Annotated in this window: 17 protein-coding genes; 5 read left to right on the forward strand and 12 right to left on the reverse strand. The window is 62.7% G+C overall.

Translation table 11 applies throughout. From position 1 onward, the window contains the following. Window positions 1-12 precede the first annotated feature (12 nt). The 8 genes from AC3WQS_RS03390 to AC3WQS_RS03425 all read right to left on the reverse strand — a co-directional run bounded on the left by AC3WQS_RS03390 (window position 13) and on the right by AC3WQS_RS03425 (window position 9,827). A complete protein-coding gene (locus AC3WQS_RS03390; protein ID WP_021332173.1) occupies window positions 13-816 on the reverse strand; it encodes a sugar phosphate isomerase/epimerase family protein in 804 nt (267 codons plus the stop codon). Next, window positions 813-2,540: an FAD-dependent oxidoreductase gene (locus AC3WQS_RS03395; protein ID WP_492713111.1), complete on the reverse strand. Its 1,728-nt coding sequence runs from the start codon at window positions 2,538-2,540 to the stop codon at window positions 813-815. Before AC3WQS_RS03395 ends, AC3WQS_RS03390 begins: the two co-directional genes overlap by 4 nt. Then, window positions 2,537-3,631, reverse strand: a complete 1,095-nt coding sequence (locus AC3WQS_RS03400; protein WP_259117009.1) for a Gfo/Idh/MocA family protein — start codon at window positions 3,629-3,631, stop codon at window positions 2,537-2,539. Before AC3WQS_RS03400 ends, AC3WQS_RS03395 begins: the two co-directional genes overlap by 4 nt. Further along, window positions 3,631-4,455: an aldo/keto reductase gene (locus tag AC3WQS_RS03405; protein WP_021345325.1), complete on the reverse strand. Its 825-nt coding sequence runs from the start codon at window positions 4,453-4,455 to the stop codon at window positions 3,631-3,633. Before AC3WQS_RS03405 ends, AC3WQS_RS03400 begins: the two co-directional genes overlap by 1 nt. Next, window positions 4,452-6,404 carry an oxidoreductase gene (locus AC3WQS_RS03410; protein WP_387404040.1) on the reverse strand — a complete coding sequence of 651 codons (1,953 nt, stop codon included), beginning with the start codon at window positions 6,402-6,404 and terminating at the stop codon, window positions 4,452-4,454. Before AC3WQS_RS03410 ends, AC3WQS_RS03405 begins: the two co-directional genes overlap by 4 nt. A gap of 44 nt (window positions 6,405-6,448) precedes the next feature. After that, on the reverse strand, window positions 6,449-7,330 hold the full coding sequence (locus AC3WQS_RS03415; RefSeq protein ID WP_264613232.1) for a shikimate dehydrogenase: 882 nt from the start codon (window positions 7,328-7,330) through the stop codon (window positions 6,449-6,451). Between the two features lie 63 nt (window positions 7,331-7,393). Then, a complete protein-coding gene (locus tag AC3WQS_RS03420) occupies window positions 7,394-8,770 on the reverse strand; it encodes an MFS transporter (RefSeq protein WP_020908842.1) in 1,377 nt (458 codons plus the stop codon). Window positions 8,771-8,909: 139 nt separating this feature from the next. Further along, window positions 8,910-9,827 carry a LysR family transcriptional regulator gene (locus AC3WQS_RS03425; RefSeq protein ID WP_492713114.1) on the reverse strand — a complete coding sequence of 306 codons (918 nt, stop codon included), beginning with the start codon at window positions 9,825-9,827 and terminating at the stop codon, window positions 8,910-8,912. A 134-nt stretch (window positions 9,828-9,961) separates the two neighbouring features. On the opposite strand from AC3WQS_RS03425, the gene AC3WQS_RS03430 reads away from it, so the two are divergent. After that, window positions 9,962-10,654, forward strand: coding sequence for an SDR family NAD(P)-dependent oxidoreductase (locus tag AC3WQS_RS03430; RefSeq protein WP_047889919.1), 693 nt, complete (start codon window positions 9,962-9,964; stop codon window positions 10,652-10,654). Window positions 10,655-10,676: 22 nt separating this feature from the next. On the opposite strand, the gene AC3WQS_RS03435 is transcribed toward AC3WQS_RS03430, so the two are convergent. Further along, entirely contained in the window at window positions 10,677-11,450 is a 774-nt protein-coding gene (locus tag AC3WQS_RS03435) for a hypothetical protein (RefSeq protein ID WP_019744985.1), read from the reverse strand. Between the two features lie 105 nt (window positions 11,451-11,555). Here AC3WQS_RS03435 and AC3WQS_RS03440 point away from each other — a divergent pair, with 105 nt between their 5' ends. Then, the gene (locus tag AC3WQS_RS03440) at window positions 11,556-12,383 is read left to right on the forward strand and encodes a crotonase/enoyl-CoA hydratase family protein (RefSeq protein WP_492713112.1); all 828 of its coding nucleotides are present in this window, start codon (window positions 11,556-11,558) and stop codon (window positions 12,381-12,383) included. Further along, window positions 12,380-13,918, forward strand: a complete 1,539-nt coding sequence (locus tag AC3WQS_RS03445) for an AMP-binding protein (RefSeq protein ID WP_069145730.1) — start codon at window positions 12,380-12,382, stop codon at window positions 13,916-13,918. The genes AC3WQS_RS03440 and AC3WQS_RS03445 overlap by 4 nt, the downstream gene beginning before the upstream one ends. Here AC3WQS_RS03445 and AC3WQS_RS03450 read toward each other — a convergent pair. Continuing rightward, window positions 13,911-14,543 carry an alpha-ketoglutarate-dependent dioxygenase AlkB gene (locus tag AC3WQS_RS03450; protein WP_279217697.1) on the reverse strand — a complete coding sequence of 211 codons (633 nt, stop codon included), beginning with the start codon at window positions 14,541-14,543 and terminating at the stop codon, window positions 13,911-13,913. The genes AC3WQS_RS03445 and AC3WQS_RS03450 overlap by 8 nt on opposite strands. Before the next feature lie 147 nt (window positions 14,544-14,690). On the opposite strand from AC3WQS_RS03450, the gene AC3WQS_RS03455 reads away from it, so the two are divergent. Then, window positions 14,691-15,107, forward strand: coding sequence for a DUF7144 family membrane protein (locus tag AC3WQS_RS03455; protein WP_003940106.1), 417 nt, complete (start codon window positions 14,691-14,693; stop codon window positions 15,105-15,107). Between the two features lie 94 nt (window positions 15,108-15,201). Here the strand turns inward: AC3WQS_RS03455 and AC3WQS_RS03460 are convergent, their stop codons facing one another. After that, on the reverse strand, window positions 15,202-15,429 hold the full coding sequence (locus AC3WQS_RS03460; RefSeq protein ID WP_020970523.1) for a hypothetical protein: 228 nt from the start codon (window positions 15,427-15,429) through the stop codon (window positions 15,202-15,204). Window positions 15,430-15,620: 191 nt separating this feature from the next. Beyond that, window positions 15,621-16,205 carry a hypothetical protein gene (locus AC3WQS_RS03465; RefSeq protein ID WP_053062078.1) on the reverse strand — a complete coding sequence of 195 codons (585 nt, stop codon included), beginning with the start codon at window positions 16,203-16,205 and terminating at the stop codon, window positions 15,621-15,623. A 129-nt stretch (window positions 16,206-16,334) separates the two neighbouring features. On the opposite strand from AC3WQS_RS03465, the gene AC3WQS_RS03470 reads away from it, so the two are divergent. Continuing rightward, a complete protein-coding gene (locus AC3WQS_RS03470; protein ID WP_081328939.1) occupies window positions 16,335-16,913 on the forward strand; it encodes a TetR/AcrR family transcriptional regulator in 579 nt (192 codons plus the stop codon). The last annotated feature ends 1 nt before the right edge of the window (window position 16,914 follow it).

Here is a 16,914-nt window from a genome sequence, read left to right on the forward strand (position 1 = left end):
CGCACAGGGCCGCTAGGCCAACACTGCTCGCGTGGCCTCGACCAGGCGCTTCAGCCAGGCGTCCGTGCCGACGGCCTGACGCAGCGGCTCGTTGGGCAATTCGATGCTGACCGGCAGTCCGGCAGGCAGGGTCGACCAGATGTCGGCCAGGGCGATGCCGCCGGTGCCGGGCACCAGACGCTCCTCGCGGGCGTGACGGATCAGCTCTGCGTCATCGGTGGGAGCGGGGATCGAACCGTCACACATCTGGGCGTAGTGAAGCCACTCGCGCGGGATGGACGCAAGATCCTCCAGTGTTGTCGCCGAGCGGTCGGTGTGGAGTGCGTCGACCAGGACACTACGAGCCGGACCGTCTGCCGCCGAGACGATCTCGATGGCCGCACGCGCATCGGGCACCGCAGTCCACGGCATGAATTCGAGCGAGGCGACGATGCCGTAGTTCGCGCACAGTTCAGCGAGGCGGGCATAGGAGTCCGTGAGCCGAGCGCGGTCGCGATCGTCGCCGCCCACCAGAACGGCTTTGGCTCCGAGCTGTGCGCCGGCTTCGAGCAGCGGAACGTAGTCGGTGGGGTCGAAGTCGGCTGCAAGACGGATGATTTCGAGGTCGAATACCTCGACCGGTGAATCGCCCAGTCGACGCACCAGTTCGTTCAACCCCTGTTTGTCCTCGTGCAGGGGGTAAGCCGTAGTGCCCGGTGCCGCGGGCATCAGGCGGATACCGATGGTGTCGAAGCCGTGCTTTTCGGCCAAGTCGACGTGCTGCATCGGTGCGGTATCGAGCACCGTGAGGGCTGCCAGCCCGAGTGTGAGTGTCATGCGTGCGCTCCAACTGTCTTGGCTCCGGCCAGTTCCCGACCTGCTAGATACCCGAACGTCATAGCCGGGCCGAGGTTGATGCCGCCGGACGGGTAGTGCCCGCCCATCACGCTGGCCTGATCGACGCCGACGGCGAGCAATCCCTCGATGGGGCGGTCGTTGTCATCGAGAACCTGCGACGACGAGTCGGTGACAAGCCCGGCGAAGGTACCGAAACTGCCCGGCACCACCTTCACCGCGTAGTACGGACCCTTCTGTAAGGGTGCAAGCGACGGGTTCGGCCAGGGGTTGGCGGTATCGCCGGATCCCCGGTTGAACGGCGTTGTGCCGCGACCGAACTCGGGGTCTTCACCGGCCACGGCCCCGACATTGAATGCCTCGATTGTCTTTTCCAACTGCGTCGGATCAACGCCGATCTTCTCCGCCAGTTCGCGAACAGTGCGACCCCGTGTCAGGTATCCCGAGCGCAGGTACGGCTGGATCGGGATCGGCAGGGGCTTGGCCATGCCCAGCGGGAGGTAGCGCACGTACTGCTGATCCGCGATCAACCACGAGCACACCTCGTCTTCCTCGGGAACCTGCTCGACCATGGCGAGGGTGTAGTCGTGGTAGCCGAGTGCTTCGTTGACAAAACGCTTGCCGTTCGCGAGAACTCCGATGACACCGGGCTTTCCGCGGTCGAGGATGTGCGGGAACACACCTTCCTTGCCGTTGCGGTAACGAACGATGGAGACGGGGCAGTACGCGACGGGGGAGGCAAGAGTGCGGTCGAGGCGACCACCCACGGATTCGCCGAGGGTGATGCCGTCGCCGGTGGTTGTCTTCGGAGTGAGTGACCAGTGTTCGTTTCCGGTGGGGGTACGGGGGAACAGTTCACGTCGGCGGTCGATGTCCTGGGCGAAGCCGCCGGTGGCCAGTACGACGCCGCGCGTGGCAGTTACCGAGTACGCACCATCCGGGCCTTCGAGGCGGACACCGACAACGCGACCGCCATCGTCAGTCTGCAGCGATGTTGCCGACGTTTTCACCTGAATCTCGACGCCGAGATCGAGCGCTGAGCGAAGCATCATGCCGACAAGCGCAGTGCCGTTGACGAGTTGCTGGCCACGACGCTTGGTGGCGAGATCGAACATGTGCTTTGTCACGCGAACACCACAGTGCACAAATGCTTTCGGCGATCGAGTCGAATGCAGGAATGCCTGCAGATCAGGACCAGCCATGATGCCCATGCCGAGGAACGACGTCTCGTACAGTTGTCGACGTAGTAGCGCCGCGACGTCGGGTCCGAGCTTTCGCAAGCTCACCGGTTTCGGTCCGACGGAACGATGACCCGTGCCGGCTCCCGGTGTGTCGCCGTGAATGTCGGCGATCTTGGCTCCGGGAACGAACTTCAGTGCAGTCTTGCGTTCGAAGAACTCGACCATCTCCGGTGCGCCGTCGAGGAGTGCATCCACCTTGGCAGCGTCGAAGTTGTCGCCGAGTCGGTTCTCCAGATATGTCCGCGGCGCCGAACGATCCTCGACAACCCCGTCGGCGATGGCAAACATGTTGCGCGGGGTCCACATCCACCCGCCCGACCAGGCCGTTGCGCCGCCGCAGGTGTGGGCCTTCTCGACAACGAGTACCGACGCGCCGCCATGTGCTGCGGCAATTGCTGTGGAAAGCCCGCCTGCGCCGGAGCCCACGACAACTACGTCGTAGGTGAGGGGGGTACTGCTACTCATTTCTGCTCCTTGGCAGTTGTTGCGAGGGTCGGTGTCGATGTCAGATCGACAACCTTCCCGGTTCGTGACGATTCGTAGATTGCGGCGATGATGGCAAGTGACGCGCGGGCGTCTCGTCCGGTGACGGCGGGTTCGCGCCCGGTCAGGACCGCGTCGGCGAAGTCCTGAACCTGCAGAGTGTGGAAGTCGGTCAGTGCCGCATTGACCGCTCCCACATCGAGATTGGCGTCGATGTCGGCAGAGTACGGCGACTGGAACTCCACTTCGCCGGGCACGGTCCAGATTTCGTTGACACCCTCGTGCCCTTCAGGAAATTCGAGGACGCTGGCGATGGCGCCGGTGCGCCCGATCACTGTCACGCGGTTGCCCAGATTGTGATTGGCACCGGTAGTCGCGGTGACGGTGGCGGTGCCGCCCGAAGCAAAGGAAATTACAGCTGACGCACTGTCCTCGGTCTCGATGTGCTCACCGTGGGTGTGGGTGCGTATGAAGCCGCTGACCGAGACGGCCTCGCCCATGAACCAGGCCAGCATGTCGATCTGGTGCACCGCCTGCGTCATGAGCACGCCACCGCCGTCGGTGTCCCAGCGTCCGCGCCACGCGTCGGCCGAGTAGTAACTCGACGGGCGGTGCAGGATCACCGACGCCTCGCCGAGCGTGGGCAGTCCGATCCGGCCGTCGTCGATGGCGTCCCGGATCCGACGCGCGGCCGGCCAGAAGCGACGTTGGAAGAGCACCCCGAACGTGATACCGGCGCGGTCGGCGGCCTCGATCATGTGGTCGGCGGCAGCAACATCGACCGCGATGGGCTTCTCGCACAACACATGTACACCCGCTTCGGCAGCGGCCACAACTACTTCTTCATGTACCGGGTGCGGCGTGCAGACGGTGCAGGCGTCGAGTCCGAGGGCAAGAAGTTGCTCCACTGAACTCACGGCTGCGGGAATGCCGTGCGCTGCCGCGAACTCCTGGGCGCGTCCGAGATCGGGATCGCAGCAGCCGATTACCTCGACGCCGGGGACTTGTTGTAGAGCTCGGGCATGGTTGCCGGCGATCTTGCCGCAGCCGACGATTCCGACTTTCAATGTCATCAGAAATGTTCCTCTGCTTCGACGTCCCGCGCCGCAGACTCGCCGCGGTCGAGACTGTTCAGTGCTTCGATGTCTTCGCCGGAGAGGGTCACGTCGAGTGCTGCCAGGTTCTCGGCCTGACGCGTCGGGTTCGCTGATCGCGCGACCGGAACCACACCCTGCGCGACGTGCCAAGCGAGGACCACTTGAGCTGGGGTGCAACCGATTCGGCCGGCGATCTCCCCGACCACGGCGTTGTCGAGCACATCGCCGCGGCCGAGCGGGCTCCACGACTGCGTGAAGATTCCGAGTTCGTCGTTGGCGCGGCGCACCGGAATTCGCGCGAGCGACGGGTCCATCTGAATCTGGTTGACTGCCGGTGCCTCGCCGGTTTCGGCGACGACGCGGCGCAGGTGGTGCTCCAGGAAGTTCGACACACCCACGTACCGAACCAGTCCGGCGTCGCGGCAGGCCAGCATCGCCTCGAACGACGCAACGTAACGATCGATTCGCGGGAGCGGCCAGTGGATCAGGAACAGATCGAGTTGATCCAGTCCCAGTCGTTCCAGGCTCTGCTCGAGCGCTCCGCGGATGTCACCGGAAACCTGGTCGTTTCCACGAAGTTTGGTGGTGACAAACAGTTCTTCTCGCGGTAGGCCCGACTCCGCCAACGCTACGCCGACGGCGTCCTCGTTGCCGTAGATCGCGGCGGTGTCGATGAGGCGGTACCCGGCCTCGATTCCGGAGAGTACCGACTTCGTGGCGTCGGCACCGACCAGTGGCCAGGTTCCGAGTCCGATGGGTGGCAACGCAGTTGCCACCGGTGCGGCTGTGTGTGCGCTCATGCGTGAACCTCCTGACGGGCCGCAGCGGCGGCGGTGATGGCGACGGCAACGTCGGCTGCGGTCACGAGTGCGGCATGGATGGATCCGCCGTCACCGCTCGCGTCGCCGACGGCATGGACCCCGAGTCGTGGTGCCAGTGAACGTAGTTCGGTCAAAAGCTCCGAGCGCGGCTCGACGCCCTGTGAGATCAGCAGCTCGCCGGGGGCGTCGACTTCGCTCAGTACACCGCCTGTCGAGATCGTGACCCGATCGGCGTCGACTTTGGTGACGATCGAGCTCAGGTAGGTCGTGAGGTTCTCACTTGAGGCCAGGCGCGGCAGCAGTACGATCTTGCCGCGTCGGCCGACGTCGTGCGCGATGGTTTCCTGCGGCCCGATCATGACGACCTGGGTGCCCTTCTGGAGCAGATCGTCGGCAACAGCGGCAGCCTCGCGGTCGGCGCCGAAAATGGTGATTGCTTCGGGGGCCGGATCTCCGGAGGCGAGGAACTCGCGGACATCACGGACGGTACGGGTTGCTGCTCCGGGGAGGTCAGTCACGGGACCGTGCCCACCGGCAGCAAGGACGATCGCGTCGAAGTCACTGTTTGCGAGCAATGCTGCGTCAGCTCTGGTCGAAGTGTGGCACTGCACCCCGAGTTCGGCCAGTTCCGCGAGGTACCAGTCCACGATCCGCCCGTATTCGGGATATTCGTGCAGCTTCGATGCCAGAGCGAAGTCGCCACCGAGACTGGGGCGTTCGTCGTACAGGTCGACGCGGTGACCGGCAAGTGCCAGGTCGCGGGCAGTGGCCATTCCGGACGGACCGGCACCGATGACGGCGACCCGCACGGTGGCATCAGCCGGCTTTGTAGGCTGATCCAGTTCACGTCCGACCCACGGGTTGACGGAGCAGGGAATGGGACCGGCAGCCAGGCTGTCGATGCAGTAGTTGCAGGCGATGCACGGGCGGTACCGGCCACCGTCGACAGCGCGATTCGGGAAGTCCGGATCGGCGTGCAACGTACGGGCCATGCTGACGAAGTTCGCCTGCCCGGATTCGATGATCTGCGCGGCGATCTCCGGCGACGTGATGCGTCCGGCCACACCAACCGGGATGTCGAAGTCGCGCTGGTACTGCTCGGAGTACGGCGCGAGGAGTCCACGGGACCATTCACCGGGCTGGATGATCCACTGTCCCGCTTCGTAGTTGCCGGCCGAGACGTCGAGGAAATCGAGTCGGTCGGTATCGATGGCGTCGATGCGCACGCGGGTCGTCTCGGCGTCGAGTCCGCCGTCAATGCCTTCGAAGGCTGAGAATCGAAGTCCCAGAGTGATTCCCGGAGCATGCTCGTGGACGGAGGCGATGACCTTGTTGACGAACAAGGTGGGGTCGGCCCATTCGTCGTCGCGGTGATTGTAAGCAGGGGAGAGGAACTGGTGGATCAGATACCCGTGGCCACCGTGCAGGGAGATGACGTCGACGCCCGCCTGCTGGCAGCGCGCTGCGGCTTCACCGAAACATTCGATGATGTGCTCGATGTCGTCGGCGTCGAGTTGTTCTGGCATCTCGCCGCCGACAACCAAACACGGAATCGGTGTCGGGGCAACGGGAACAAACCCGCTGACAGAACCTTGCGCCGTACGTCCACCGTGGTTGAGTTCGACTCCGACGAGGGCGCCGTGTGCGTGGATCGCGTCGGCCATCTTCTTGATGCCGGGAATCCGTTCGTCGACGTCGACGCCCATCTGCCGGATGCGTCCCTTGCCGTCGGCACGCACGTAGCTGGCTTCGGTGAAGATCAGTGCAGCACCACCTTCGGCGCGGCGGGCGAGGTACGCGATGTACTCGTCCGTCATGGTGCCGTCGACTTCGCAGTAGTTGCGTTCCATCGGGGCGGACACGAACCGGTTCCGGAGGCGGACGCTGCCCATGTCGAGAGGTTCGGCGAAAGGCGCAGTCACCTTCATCAGTGCTCCTGGTACTTCGCGAGAAAGTAGGTGTTCGGTTGTGCTCATGCGCATGCCGTCTCGGAGAGCAGCTCGCTCAGATGGCTGCGCATGCGATCCGTATCGGCTTCGACACCGGTCAGGAGTGTGAAGGTGTCAGAGGCTTGAGCCACCAGCATCTGCCCACCGTCGAGAACCGCGCATCCGAGAGCAGCTGCAGCGTCGAGCAATTCGGTGCGCATCGGTCGATAAACGATGTCAGCGAACCACAATCCGGAATGCAACGCCGCAGGGTCGAAGGGAGTTCCGGGGTGACCCACCATGCCGATCGGAGATGCGTTGACGACGCCGTCGCACGTCGTCAGGTTGACGGCGATCTCATCGATCGCCAAAGCCGTTGTGCGCGTGCCAGGGAAGGCCGAGGTGACGCGAGAACACACATCGACAGCGCGATCGGGATCAATATCTGCGATGCGAAGATCCGTGGTACCGGCGGCGGCGAGTGCGTATGCCACAGCGGAACCCGCCCCTCCTGCCCCGGCAAGCACCACTCGGTCCAAGGCGGCGTCGGGCAAACCGCGCTGCAGTGCTGTGAGGAATCCGCTGTGGTCTGTGTTGTGGCCGATCAAACGGCCGTTGTCGACCACCACCGTGTTGACGGCACCGAGCAACCGCGCGTTGCCGGACAGCTCGTCGAGCGCGTCCACGACAACCTGCTTGCACGGGTGGGTGATGTTCAGTCCGGTGAAATCGCCCGCGACGGCGCCACGCACCACCTCACCGGTTTTCTCGACCGAGATGTTCAGGTTCTCGAGATCGATCAGTTCGTAGCTGTAATCGTCGAATCCGAGTGCTGCTGCTTCGTGTGCGTGCAACGCGGGCGAGAGTGAGGTGGCGATACCCGACCCGACAAGGCCGATACGGTGACGTGTGTATTCGGAAGTCATGACATTCTCCTGCATAAGTGGGGACGGCCCCTCGCGGCAATTCAGCGCGAGGGGCCGGTCCGGTCAAGCGTTGTTGCTGGTGAGCTCTGAGTCCTGCTTGATCGGCAGGCTCGGCTTCGGTTGGCCCAGTTCTGCTGTGGGCGTGCGGTACGTTTCCGGTCCGGTCATTGCCGCGATGGCGGAGATGACGGCGAAGCCCAGGCACATCCATGCAACCGGTGTCCAGTTGCTCTTGTCTCCGGCCGAAATCGCCTGGGCGATAGCCGGTGTGAAGCCGGCAACAAGGAGTCCGAGCATGAGGCTGACGGCCATTCCGGTGTATCGGACCTTCGCGGGGAACTGCTCCGGGAAGTATGCCGGGTACGTGCCGTTGGGCATCGCGTAGAAGATTCCGATCATGACGATTCCCGAAGCGAAGACCATGGGGACGCTTTGGGTTCCGATCGAATGGAAGAAGACGAAGATCATCAAGCCGGCTCCGATGGCGCCGACGACGAAGATGGGCTTACGTCCGTAGCGATCCGAGAGAATGCCGAACAGCGGCTGAGTCAGTACGGCAACAAAATTGGCGGTCGCGATGGCCCACAGCATCGTGGAGCGTTCGAAGCCGGATTCGACGGCGTACGCCAGGGCGAAGACGTTGACGATGGTGTTGATCATCGCGAAGGTCGAGCTCATGCTGATACGGATCACGGTGCGCCAGTGCGAGCGGAACATCTCGACGACGGGAATTCCGGCCGTCTCGTCCTGTTCCTTGAGTTCTTCGAATACCTCGGGCTCATCCAAGGCGCGACGTAGCCACAGCGCAACGACGGTCACGATGATGCTGAGCCAGAAGGGAACTCGCCAACCCCACGAGTAGAGGTCTTCGTCGGGCAGGCTCGCCACAGGGATGAATACCAGGCTGGAGACGACGATGCCGAACATGATCCCGCTCATGGTGAACGAGGTGAAGAACGAACGACGGTGATCCGGCGCGTGTTCGAGCGTCAGTGCCGAAGAGCCGGGTGATTCACCGCCCGCAGAGAGCCCTTGAAGAAGGCGAAGCAAGACGAGAATGATCGGCGCGGCGATGCCGATCTGGTCGTAGGTCGGCAGGCAACCGACGATGACCGTCGCAACACCCATGAGGAGCAGGCAGGCGAGAAGCGCGTTCTTGCGTCCGTACCGATCGCCGAGGTGTCCCCACAGCACTGCGCCGAGTGGGCGGGCGACGTAGGCCACGCCCAGGGTGCTGATCGAGAGCAGCGTTGCCGTCGAGCCGCCGCCAGGAAAGAAGATCTTGGGGAACACGAGCGCGGCTGCGGAGCCGTAGATGAAGAAGTCGTAGTACTCGAGGGTGCTGCCGAGGAAGCCCGAAACGGCGGCGCGGCGCGCATTCGAATTCGGGTGCTCCGCAGTGGAGTGCGTGGACCCGGTGGAGTTGATCGGTGGTGCCATGTGAAGTCCTTTCGTCCCGATGGGCCGACCGTGGCGGCACGTTTGGTGATGCACCACGCATCGGTGACGTCCCTCACCTTTCGGCGGCTGAGACGACAGTGCCACGAAGGACTATGGCGCGTCCAACACTAAATGAGTCTCAGATAATGACGTTTTTGGTCTCAATCTCCGCCGTCGGCAGAATCTCCTCGGACGTCTCCAGTGCGACGGCGAGTGCATCGGTCATATGCCGGGGTGACCAGGCAATTCCGTGATTCATGAACGTCGGCTCGCCGGTGAGTGGGACGAACACACTGCCAGGTGGGGTGATAGCAGCCATGCCGGACGTCATCAGCGCTACACCGACGCCGGCGGCAACGAGCATCAGGATCATGTACGGATCGGTGATTTCCTGGACGACGCGAGGCCTGAAGTCTGCGTTCATGCAGGCGCGCATCGCGGTTTCCTGGAGGGCCGAGCCGGCCGAGAGCGGGGTGGTCACGAATCCGTCGTCGGCCAATTCGCGGAGATCGATCGCGTCCCTCTCGGCAAGGGGATGGTCGATCGGAAGTACGGCGCCGAACGCCTCCCGTCGGATCAGCCGGGTAGACAGTGATGCGGATTCCACCGGTAGTCCGACGAAGGCGAGGTCGAGGGCGCCGCTCTCGAGTTGAATGATCGCGTCGCGCGTCATGATTCGGCCGAGGAGTGTCAGTTCGACTTCCGGATAGCGCTGACGCAACGCGCGGGTGAGCGGCGGAAGTGCTTGATAGTTGAGCACTCCGGTGAACCCGATCGTGACTCGTCCGTATACGCCTCCCGACGACGCACGCGTAGCGTGTCGTGCCGTCTCCATGTTCTCGATGACGCGATAGGCGTGGGGGAGAAAGGCATGTCCGCCGGACGTGAGTGCGACGCTGCGAGTGCTTCGTTCGAACAACTTGACGCCGATGTCCTTTTCGAGCTTTCGGATCATCTGGCTGAGCGGCGACTGAGCCATCTGGAGCCGTGATGCGGCCCGCCCGAAGTGAAGTTCTTCCGCAACCGCGACAAACGCGTGCAACCAGCGGGTTTCCATCGGCAAGGCCTCCAGGTATTTGACGTCGACAGCAAACGCCATATATTCAGAATTTCTACACAGTGTGACGGCAATTATGCCTGTTTGCAACATAAATTGAGTGCGTAGCGCACAGAAACTCGGGAGTGAAGATGATGCAGGGCTATCCAGAGGGTGTCACCGCGCTCGTTACCGGCGGTGCGAGCGGAATCGGCGCCGCCAGTGCAAAGATGTTGACGGAGAGGGGAGTTCGGGTGGTAACGGCAGATCTTGCCGAGGGTGCGGACGAACAACTCGACGTGAGTGATCCGACAGCAGTCGATGCGCTTCGAACCAGACTCGGCAGAGTCGACATCTTGATCAACAGTGCGGGAATCGTAGGACCATCAGCGCCACTCGTCGACGTCGACCTCGCGGCTTGGCGGCGTACGTTCCGCATCAACGTCGAAGGGACATTCCTGATGTGCCGGGCGTTCGTGCCGGGGATGGTTGCGTCCGGGTGGGGGCGGGTCGTCAATCTCGCGAGTATTGCTGCCAAGGACGGAAACCCGAATCAGAGTGCATATTCCGCGTCCAAAGCGGCAGTCGTCGCGCTGACGAAGTCGCTCGGCAAAGAGGTCGCCACCACCGGTGTGCTGGTCAACGCGATTGCTCCCGCGGCCGTGGAAAGTCCTATGAATGCCGGCACCGATCCGGCCATCCTCGCTCGTTCGCAGTCTTTGACGCCGATGGCACGGATGGGGCGGGCCGACGAGATCGCCGAATTGATCTCCTGGCTGTCGTCGTCGGCGGTGAGTTACTCGACGGGTGCTGTGTACGACGCCAGCGGTGGCCGCGCAACGTACTGAATTACCTTCTGGAAGAAGTCGATCAGAACTGGAGCAGTGACTGCCACAGTTCGCGAGATGCGTCCTGGTACTCGAGCATGTGCGAGATCAGTTCACGTAGTGGCTGCGTCGGTTCGAGTTCTTCCGGAAGGAGCGGATTGCGCACGATGACCGCGATCACCGCGCTGCCCAAGGCAAGTGATTCACGGGCAGCCTCCTCGCGACTGATTGTCGCCAGGCGTGTTTGCGCCTGTGTGAGTGCTTCACGGGCCTCGGCGATGTCGACCAACAGTGCTTCCGAGTTCCAGAGTGTGCGGATTGTCGAATCATCCTCGGGGGCAAGGTGAGCGATTTCCATGACAGCCGATTCGGGGGCGGCGCCGAGTCGGCGGAGAGTGCGGCGGGCGCTGTCCGTGCCGCCGAGCAGATTGTTCGGGCGGACGGCGAGTGTGGGCTTCCACTCCTCGTAGCCCGCCAGGCGCAGCGCCTGATCGTGTCTTCGTGCGGCGGTGCGGTCGCTTCGTTTGAGCGCTGAGTGCTCGACGGCTATCCACGTGCCGTCCCAGGGGCGTATGCGATCGGTACGAGTTCGCCACCCCTCGACCTCGCTGTAGGTGGGGATGCCGTCCGGGTTGAGGACGTACGTTCCACGAGCGGTGCGACGCAGTTTGTTCTCGCGGCACAGGCGGCCCGTTGCCACGCGAACGCTCGATGCGCTGACACCGACGATCTCGCCGGCCCGGGTCAGCACTGCAGTGCTGAACTCGGTGTCCGGACTCGCCGTTGCGAGGTCCAGCACAACTCGGGTTGCGGACATTCCTCGATCAGTTTGTAACAACTTTTGAACAACTCCTGACAAATTCTGTTACAAGTGGCATGGTGGGTACCGGGAAACCTTATCCGCGAGCAGTGAGGAAATATCGTGACCGACTCCGATCGACCAGGTGGCGATGTCTATGTGGAGCGTGACGGTGGCGTCACCGTCATCGTGATGAATCGCCCTGATCGCAAGAATGCGGTGGACGGGCCGATGGCGGCGCAGTTGCGTGATGCCTTCCTGGAGTTCGAATCGGACGAGAGTCAGAAGGTGGCGATTCTGTGGGGCGCGGGCGGCACATTTTGTGCCGGTGCGGATTTGACCGCAGTCTCCGACCCCGCCCGCGTGCACGAGTTGCATCCGGAAGGCGGCGGCACCGGCCCGATGGGGCCGAGTCGGTTGGTGTTGTCCAAGCCATTGATCGCCGCCGTCAGCGGATACGCGGTTGCAGGAGGGCTCGAGCTTTCATTGCTCGCGGACCTGAGGATCTGCGAGGAGAATTCCGTGTTCGGAGTCTTCTGCCGGCGCTGGGGAGTTCCTCTCATCGATGGCGGGACCGTGCGACTGCCGCGAATCGTCGGGCAGGGGCGAGCGCTCGACATGATCTTGACCGGTCGCCCGGTCGACGCTCCGGAGGCGCTGGCCTTCGGGCTGGCCAATCGTGTTGTTCCAGTGGGGCAGTCACTCCAGGCAGCCAAGGAGCTTGCGCACCAGTTGTCCGCTTTCCCTCAACTCTGCATGCTCGCGGATCGCGCGTCGGCCTACCGATCTTTTGATCTACCACTTGCCGAAGCACTGCAGGCCGAGGGCGTCGCGGGAAATCCCATTGTCATCGCTGAAGGTGTGCGCGGCGCTGCTGCGTTCGCCGCGGGCGCCGGCCGGCACGGCCGGTTCGAGAACAACCCGAATTCGAACGAGGAAACTGAACCATGATGCCCATAACCAGAGACCTGATCGCCCGTGGTGCGCGACAGCACGGATCGCGAACAGCCGTCGTTTTCGGCGATCGATCGATGACGTTCACGGAAGTGGACGAACTCAGCAGCCGATTGGCGCACACATTCATCGCCCTCGGTATCGGGCGTGGTGCACGGGTTGCATTGCTGGTCAACAACTCTCTTGCCAGCGTCCCCGTCGATTTTGCCTGTGTCAAAGCCGGCATCAACAGGGTTCCGCTCAACTCGCGTCTCTCGCTCGACGAGCACGCGAGAATGCTCGAGGACACCGACACCTCGCACGTCGTCTTCGGTAGTGACCTCGCCGACCGCGCCGCTGAACTGTCCGCCAGGTTCCCCGAACGTACGTTCATCGGGCTGGAAACAGGTTCGGCGCGGCAGCGTTCGCTGCTCGACCAAGCACAGAGCATGCCTTCGGACACACCGGACGTCGAGTTAGCTCCCGACGATGTGATCCTGACGCTGTTCACCTCCGGGACCACGGGAACATTGAAGGCCGCGCAGCACACTCAGCGCAGCTACGCCGGCATCTGCCGCAATGTTCTGCTCAATCTGCTTCCGGCGACTCAGGACGATACGATGCTGCACGCGGCATCACTGATTCATGCCAGCGGTGTCTTCGTGCTTCCGTTCTGGCTGCGTGGCGGCAAGACCGTCATCCTTCCCGGATTCGACCCGTCGACCTTCTTGGGCTCGATAACCGAGCATCGGGCTACGGCAATCAATCTGGTGCCGACGATGATTCAGATGCTCCTCGAACGCCCTGATTTTGCGAGCGCAGACATCTCGAGTCTGAAATCCGTGATCTACGGTGCGTCGCCGATGCCGCTGGCCACCATCGAACGTGCAATGCAGGCGTGGGGGCAACACCGTTTTCTCCAGTACTACGGGCAGACCGAGGCACCGCTGTGTATCGCAGTCCTACGGCCCGAAGATCACACGGAAGATCGCCTGCTGTCCTGTGGTCAGCCCGCCATCGACGTCGAGATCAGGCTGCTCGACGGCGAGGGAAACGAAGTGCCCCAGGGAGAACCGGGTGAAATCGTGATCCGCTCGCCATCGGCGATCGCCGGATACTTCAATGCACCGGAACTGAATGCGGACACCTTCACCGAAGACGGCTGGGTTCACACCCGTGACATCGGTCAGTTCGACGCCGAAGGATTCTTGTTCTTGAAGGACCGAGCTTCGGACATGATCATCAGCGGCGGATACAACGTCTACCCCCGTGAAGTCGAGGATGCACTCCTGACGCATCCGTCTGTCCGTGAGGTCGCCGTGGTGGGTACCGCCGACGCCAAGTGGGTGGAGGCGGTCACGGCTGTGGTGGTACTCGAGGACGGGACCGTCGAAAACGACGCACTGCAAGCATCATTGGTCGCGCACGTTGGCGAACGACTGGCGTCGTACAAGAAACCGCGTCGGGTTGTTTTCGCAGAATCCATACCGAAGACGGCCGTCGGCAAGCTCAATCGGAAGGCGCTGCGAGACGAACTCCGCGACGCTATCTAACTCCGCGAGTGCGGAATTGAACGCTGATTCTCGGCCCGAGGGCCCGCGCACTCTTCGGGACACAGTGTTCCCACGTGCGTTGGCAGGATCCGCCCATGACGAGTAGATCTCCGTGTCCGAGATTGAAGCGGATGGATTCGCCGCCCCCACGAGGGCGCAATAGGAGCGGGCGAGCCGCACCGAGAGACAGGATGGCCACCATCGTGTCCTCGGTGCGACTTCGTCCCGTGTCGTCCCCGTGCCAGGCAACGCTGTCGGAACCGTCGCGATAGAAACACAGACCCGACGTGGCGAATGGTTCACCGAGTTCGTCGAAGTAGTGACTGCTCAGCGCGTCTTTGGCTTCGGTGAGAAGCGCGTCCGGCAGTGGTTGATTCTCTGCGTAGAAACACACCAGACGAGGGACGTCGACAACGCGGTCGTACATCTGACGCCGTTCGGAACGCCACGGCACCGAGGCTTCCAGATTGTCGAACACGGCCTCCGATCCGGTCAGCCAGGCCGGGCGATGGTCGACCCATGCGCCGGCGGTGAGAATACGTCGCTGCACCGTGCCGTCGAGATCGGCCAAAGAAACGCCGAGGTCACCGTTGTCGAACAGAGACGGTTGCATCGTGGCGGTCATAGGCTCCACCGTACACCGAAATCGAACATATGTTCCCATGAATCTTGATTGCAGTGCTGGACGGCTGTTCATCCTTGCTGGGTGATGTCCGTCGGCGTGAACCTTTGAATACTGTTCTCACGCTATTTCGCCGAAGAAGGGGACGTCATGACTGCTCCGCACCAATCTCATGCGAACCATCCTGTCCGACAGGGCTTTGCCATCGGGACCACGGTGGCGGCAGCCTGCCTGCTCTTCGTCGCGGGAATCGTCGCGTTGCTCCAGGGCATCGCGGCTCTCGCAGACAACGACCTGCTGATCGTCGGAGTCAACTACACCTTCGAATTCGATGTCACGACATGGGGTTGGATCCACATCGTGCTCGGAATCATCGGCATCGCGGTGTCGCTGGGATTGTTCGTCGGCATGACGTGGGCCCGCGGCATGGCCTTCGTGATCGCGGCGCTCTCGATCGTGGCGAATTTCCTGTGGATGCCGTACTACCCGCTGTGGTCGATCGTGATCATCGCCCTCGACGTCGCCGTGATCTGGGCCGTCGCGACCTGGCGACCTGACGAGGTGTGATCCTCTGACCGAAGTGAGTGGTTCACCTGCGACAGGTGAACCACTCACTTCGCTGTGTCCGGGCCTCCACGGTTGGCCTCATCCCTACGCGGCGTCAGCGCCGTTTCGGTGACTCGCGATCCTGGTTCTCGCGCGGACGCATGTCCTTCGTCGATCGGTGTGGGAAGCCGTGGATCATCGAGCAAGAGATCCAGCAGATCACCACCGTTGCGATTCCGAGTCCGATCGACGCGAATGGTTCCTGCGTGGCCAGCCAGACGCTCAGTCCGATTGCCGTCCCGACGATCAGAATCAGGATGGTGTCGAGTCGTGTCGTTTGCATCGAAATCATCGCCTGGCACAGATTGTTTTCGGCGGCCCGCTGGTTTTGGCGGCCCGCCACCCGGCGAGTGACAGCCGGGGGCAGACCTTGCGCGGCTGACCCCTCGCTCTGGAAATCGCCGCCGCAAGTGATCAATACCCGCGAAATTCGTCTGCGAAACTATTGGCAGGCAGAACAGGACCTTTGGCCGGTCAGATCGATTCCGCGCGGTTGGCCGCCTCGATGAATCGGGACCAGAACGGTACGCGGACGCTAATGGGAGAGAGTGTCTTTCGGCCCTGTCCGAGGGGGAACTCATTGGCGAGATATTCGAGGAGGTTTGCCCCGTAGTAGACGATATCGGTCTGCCACACGGAGATCACCGGCGATCCCGAGGGGGAGGGTGCGGCGGGCGTGAAGCGGTGTCCGAAGATCGGGACAAGGCGCGGCCACGCTCCGATCTGTTGACGCACGATTGTGGTGACGTCCTCGGGTGAGGCGGGCATTCTGCCCCACGATGCCGGCCAGAACGGTGGTTGTTGATGCAGTGCATCCCAAATGAAACCTTCGGTGACTGTATCTAGCCAAGTACCCAACTCGAGGTCGTCGGCGCTACGCCAGTTCGGCCAACGGTCGCCAAGTGGTAACGCAGTGGCAAGAAGGCTGCGGTGGTCTGGGTTGAAGTGAAATCCAAAGCGTTCGTGGACGGAATCGAACTCTGCGTCGGTCAGGCCCTCGCTGAGTTCGATCCCGGCCCCGTTGAGCAGTGCCGCTGCCTCGCGCCCGACGTGCTTCATTTCAGGAGTCTTGCAGATGCCACGTCCAGAACGGCAACGATGCTCTGGTCGATCACCGCACAATCGCCCGGCCGGCCTGTTGGTCGAACCTACGTTGAGGTTGTACATACTAGTTGTTACAGTCGATTGGTGAACTCAAAGGACCAGCTGACGGGTGCGATGGCAGAGCTGTTGTGGGAGCGCGGCTATGCAGCGACGAGCCCACGCGACGTGATGACACGTGCCGGGGTTGGCCAGGGCAGCATGTATCACCATTTCAGTGGAAAGCACGAACTCGCGGTAGAGGCGCTGTCTGCAGTTACCCGAGAAATGACGGGCGAGTCATCTCCGTTGGGTGGAGAAGGCTCGCCCCTCGAACAGATGAAGCGCTACCTTTCGTTGCCGCGGCCGGGTACTCGGGGGTGCCGGGTGGGTCGGATGACCCAGGACCCGGAAGTGGTCACGGATGCAGAACTGATCGCAGTCGTTGCGAATGCCTTCGACACCATGCTGAACCATTGGGAGCGGGCGATCACTGCCGCGATTGCTGCAGGAGAACTTCCGACGAGCATCGTCCCGGCGGATCTCGCGCGAACGCTGGCAGCCGTCCTGCAGGGCGGCTATGTACTTGCCCGCGCGCAGGGTGAACAGGGCCCGATGGACGCGGCGGTTCGTGGAGCCATTTCCCTGCTCGACGCCGCCCAGTCCGCTCTGCGCACCGATCACTGAC

The organism is Rhodococcus sp. FW305-130, assembly GCF_058788335.1.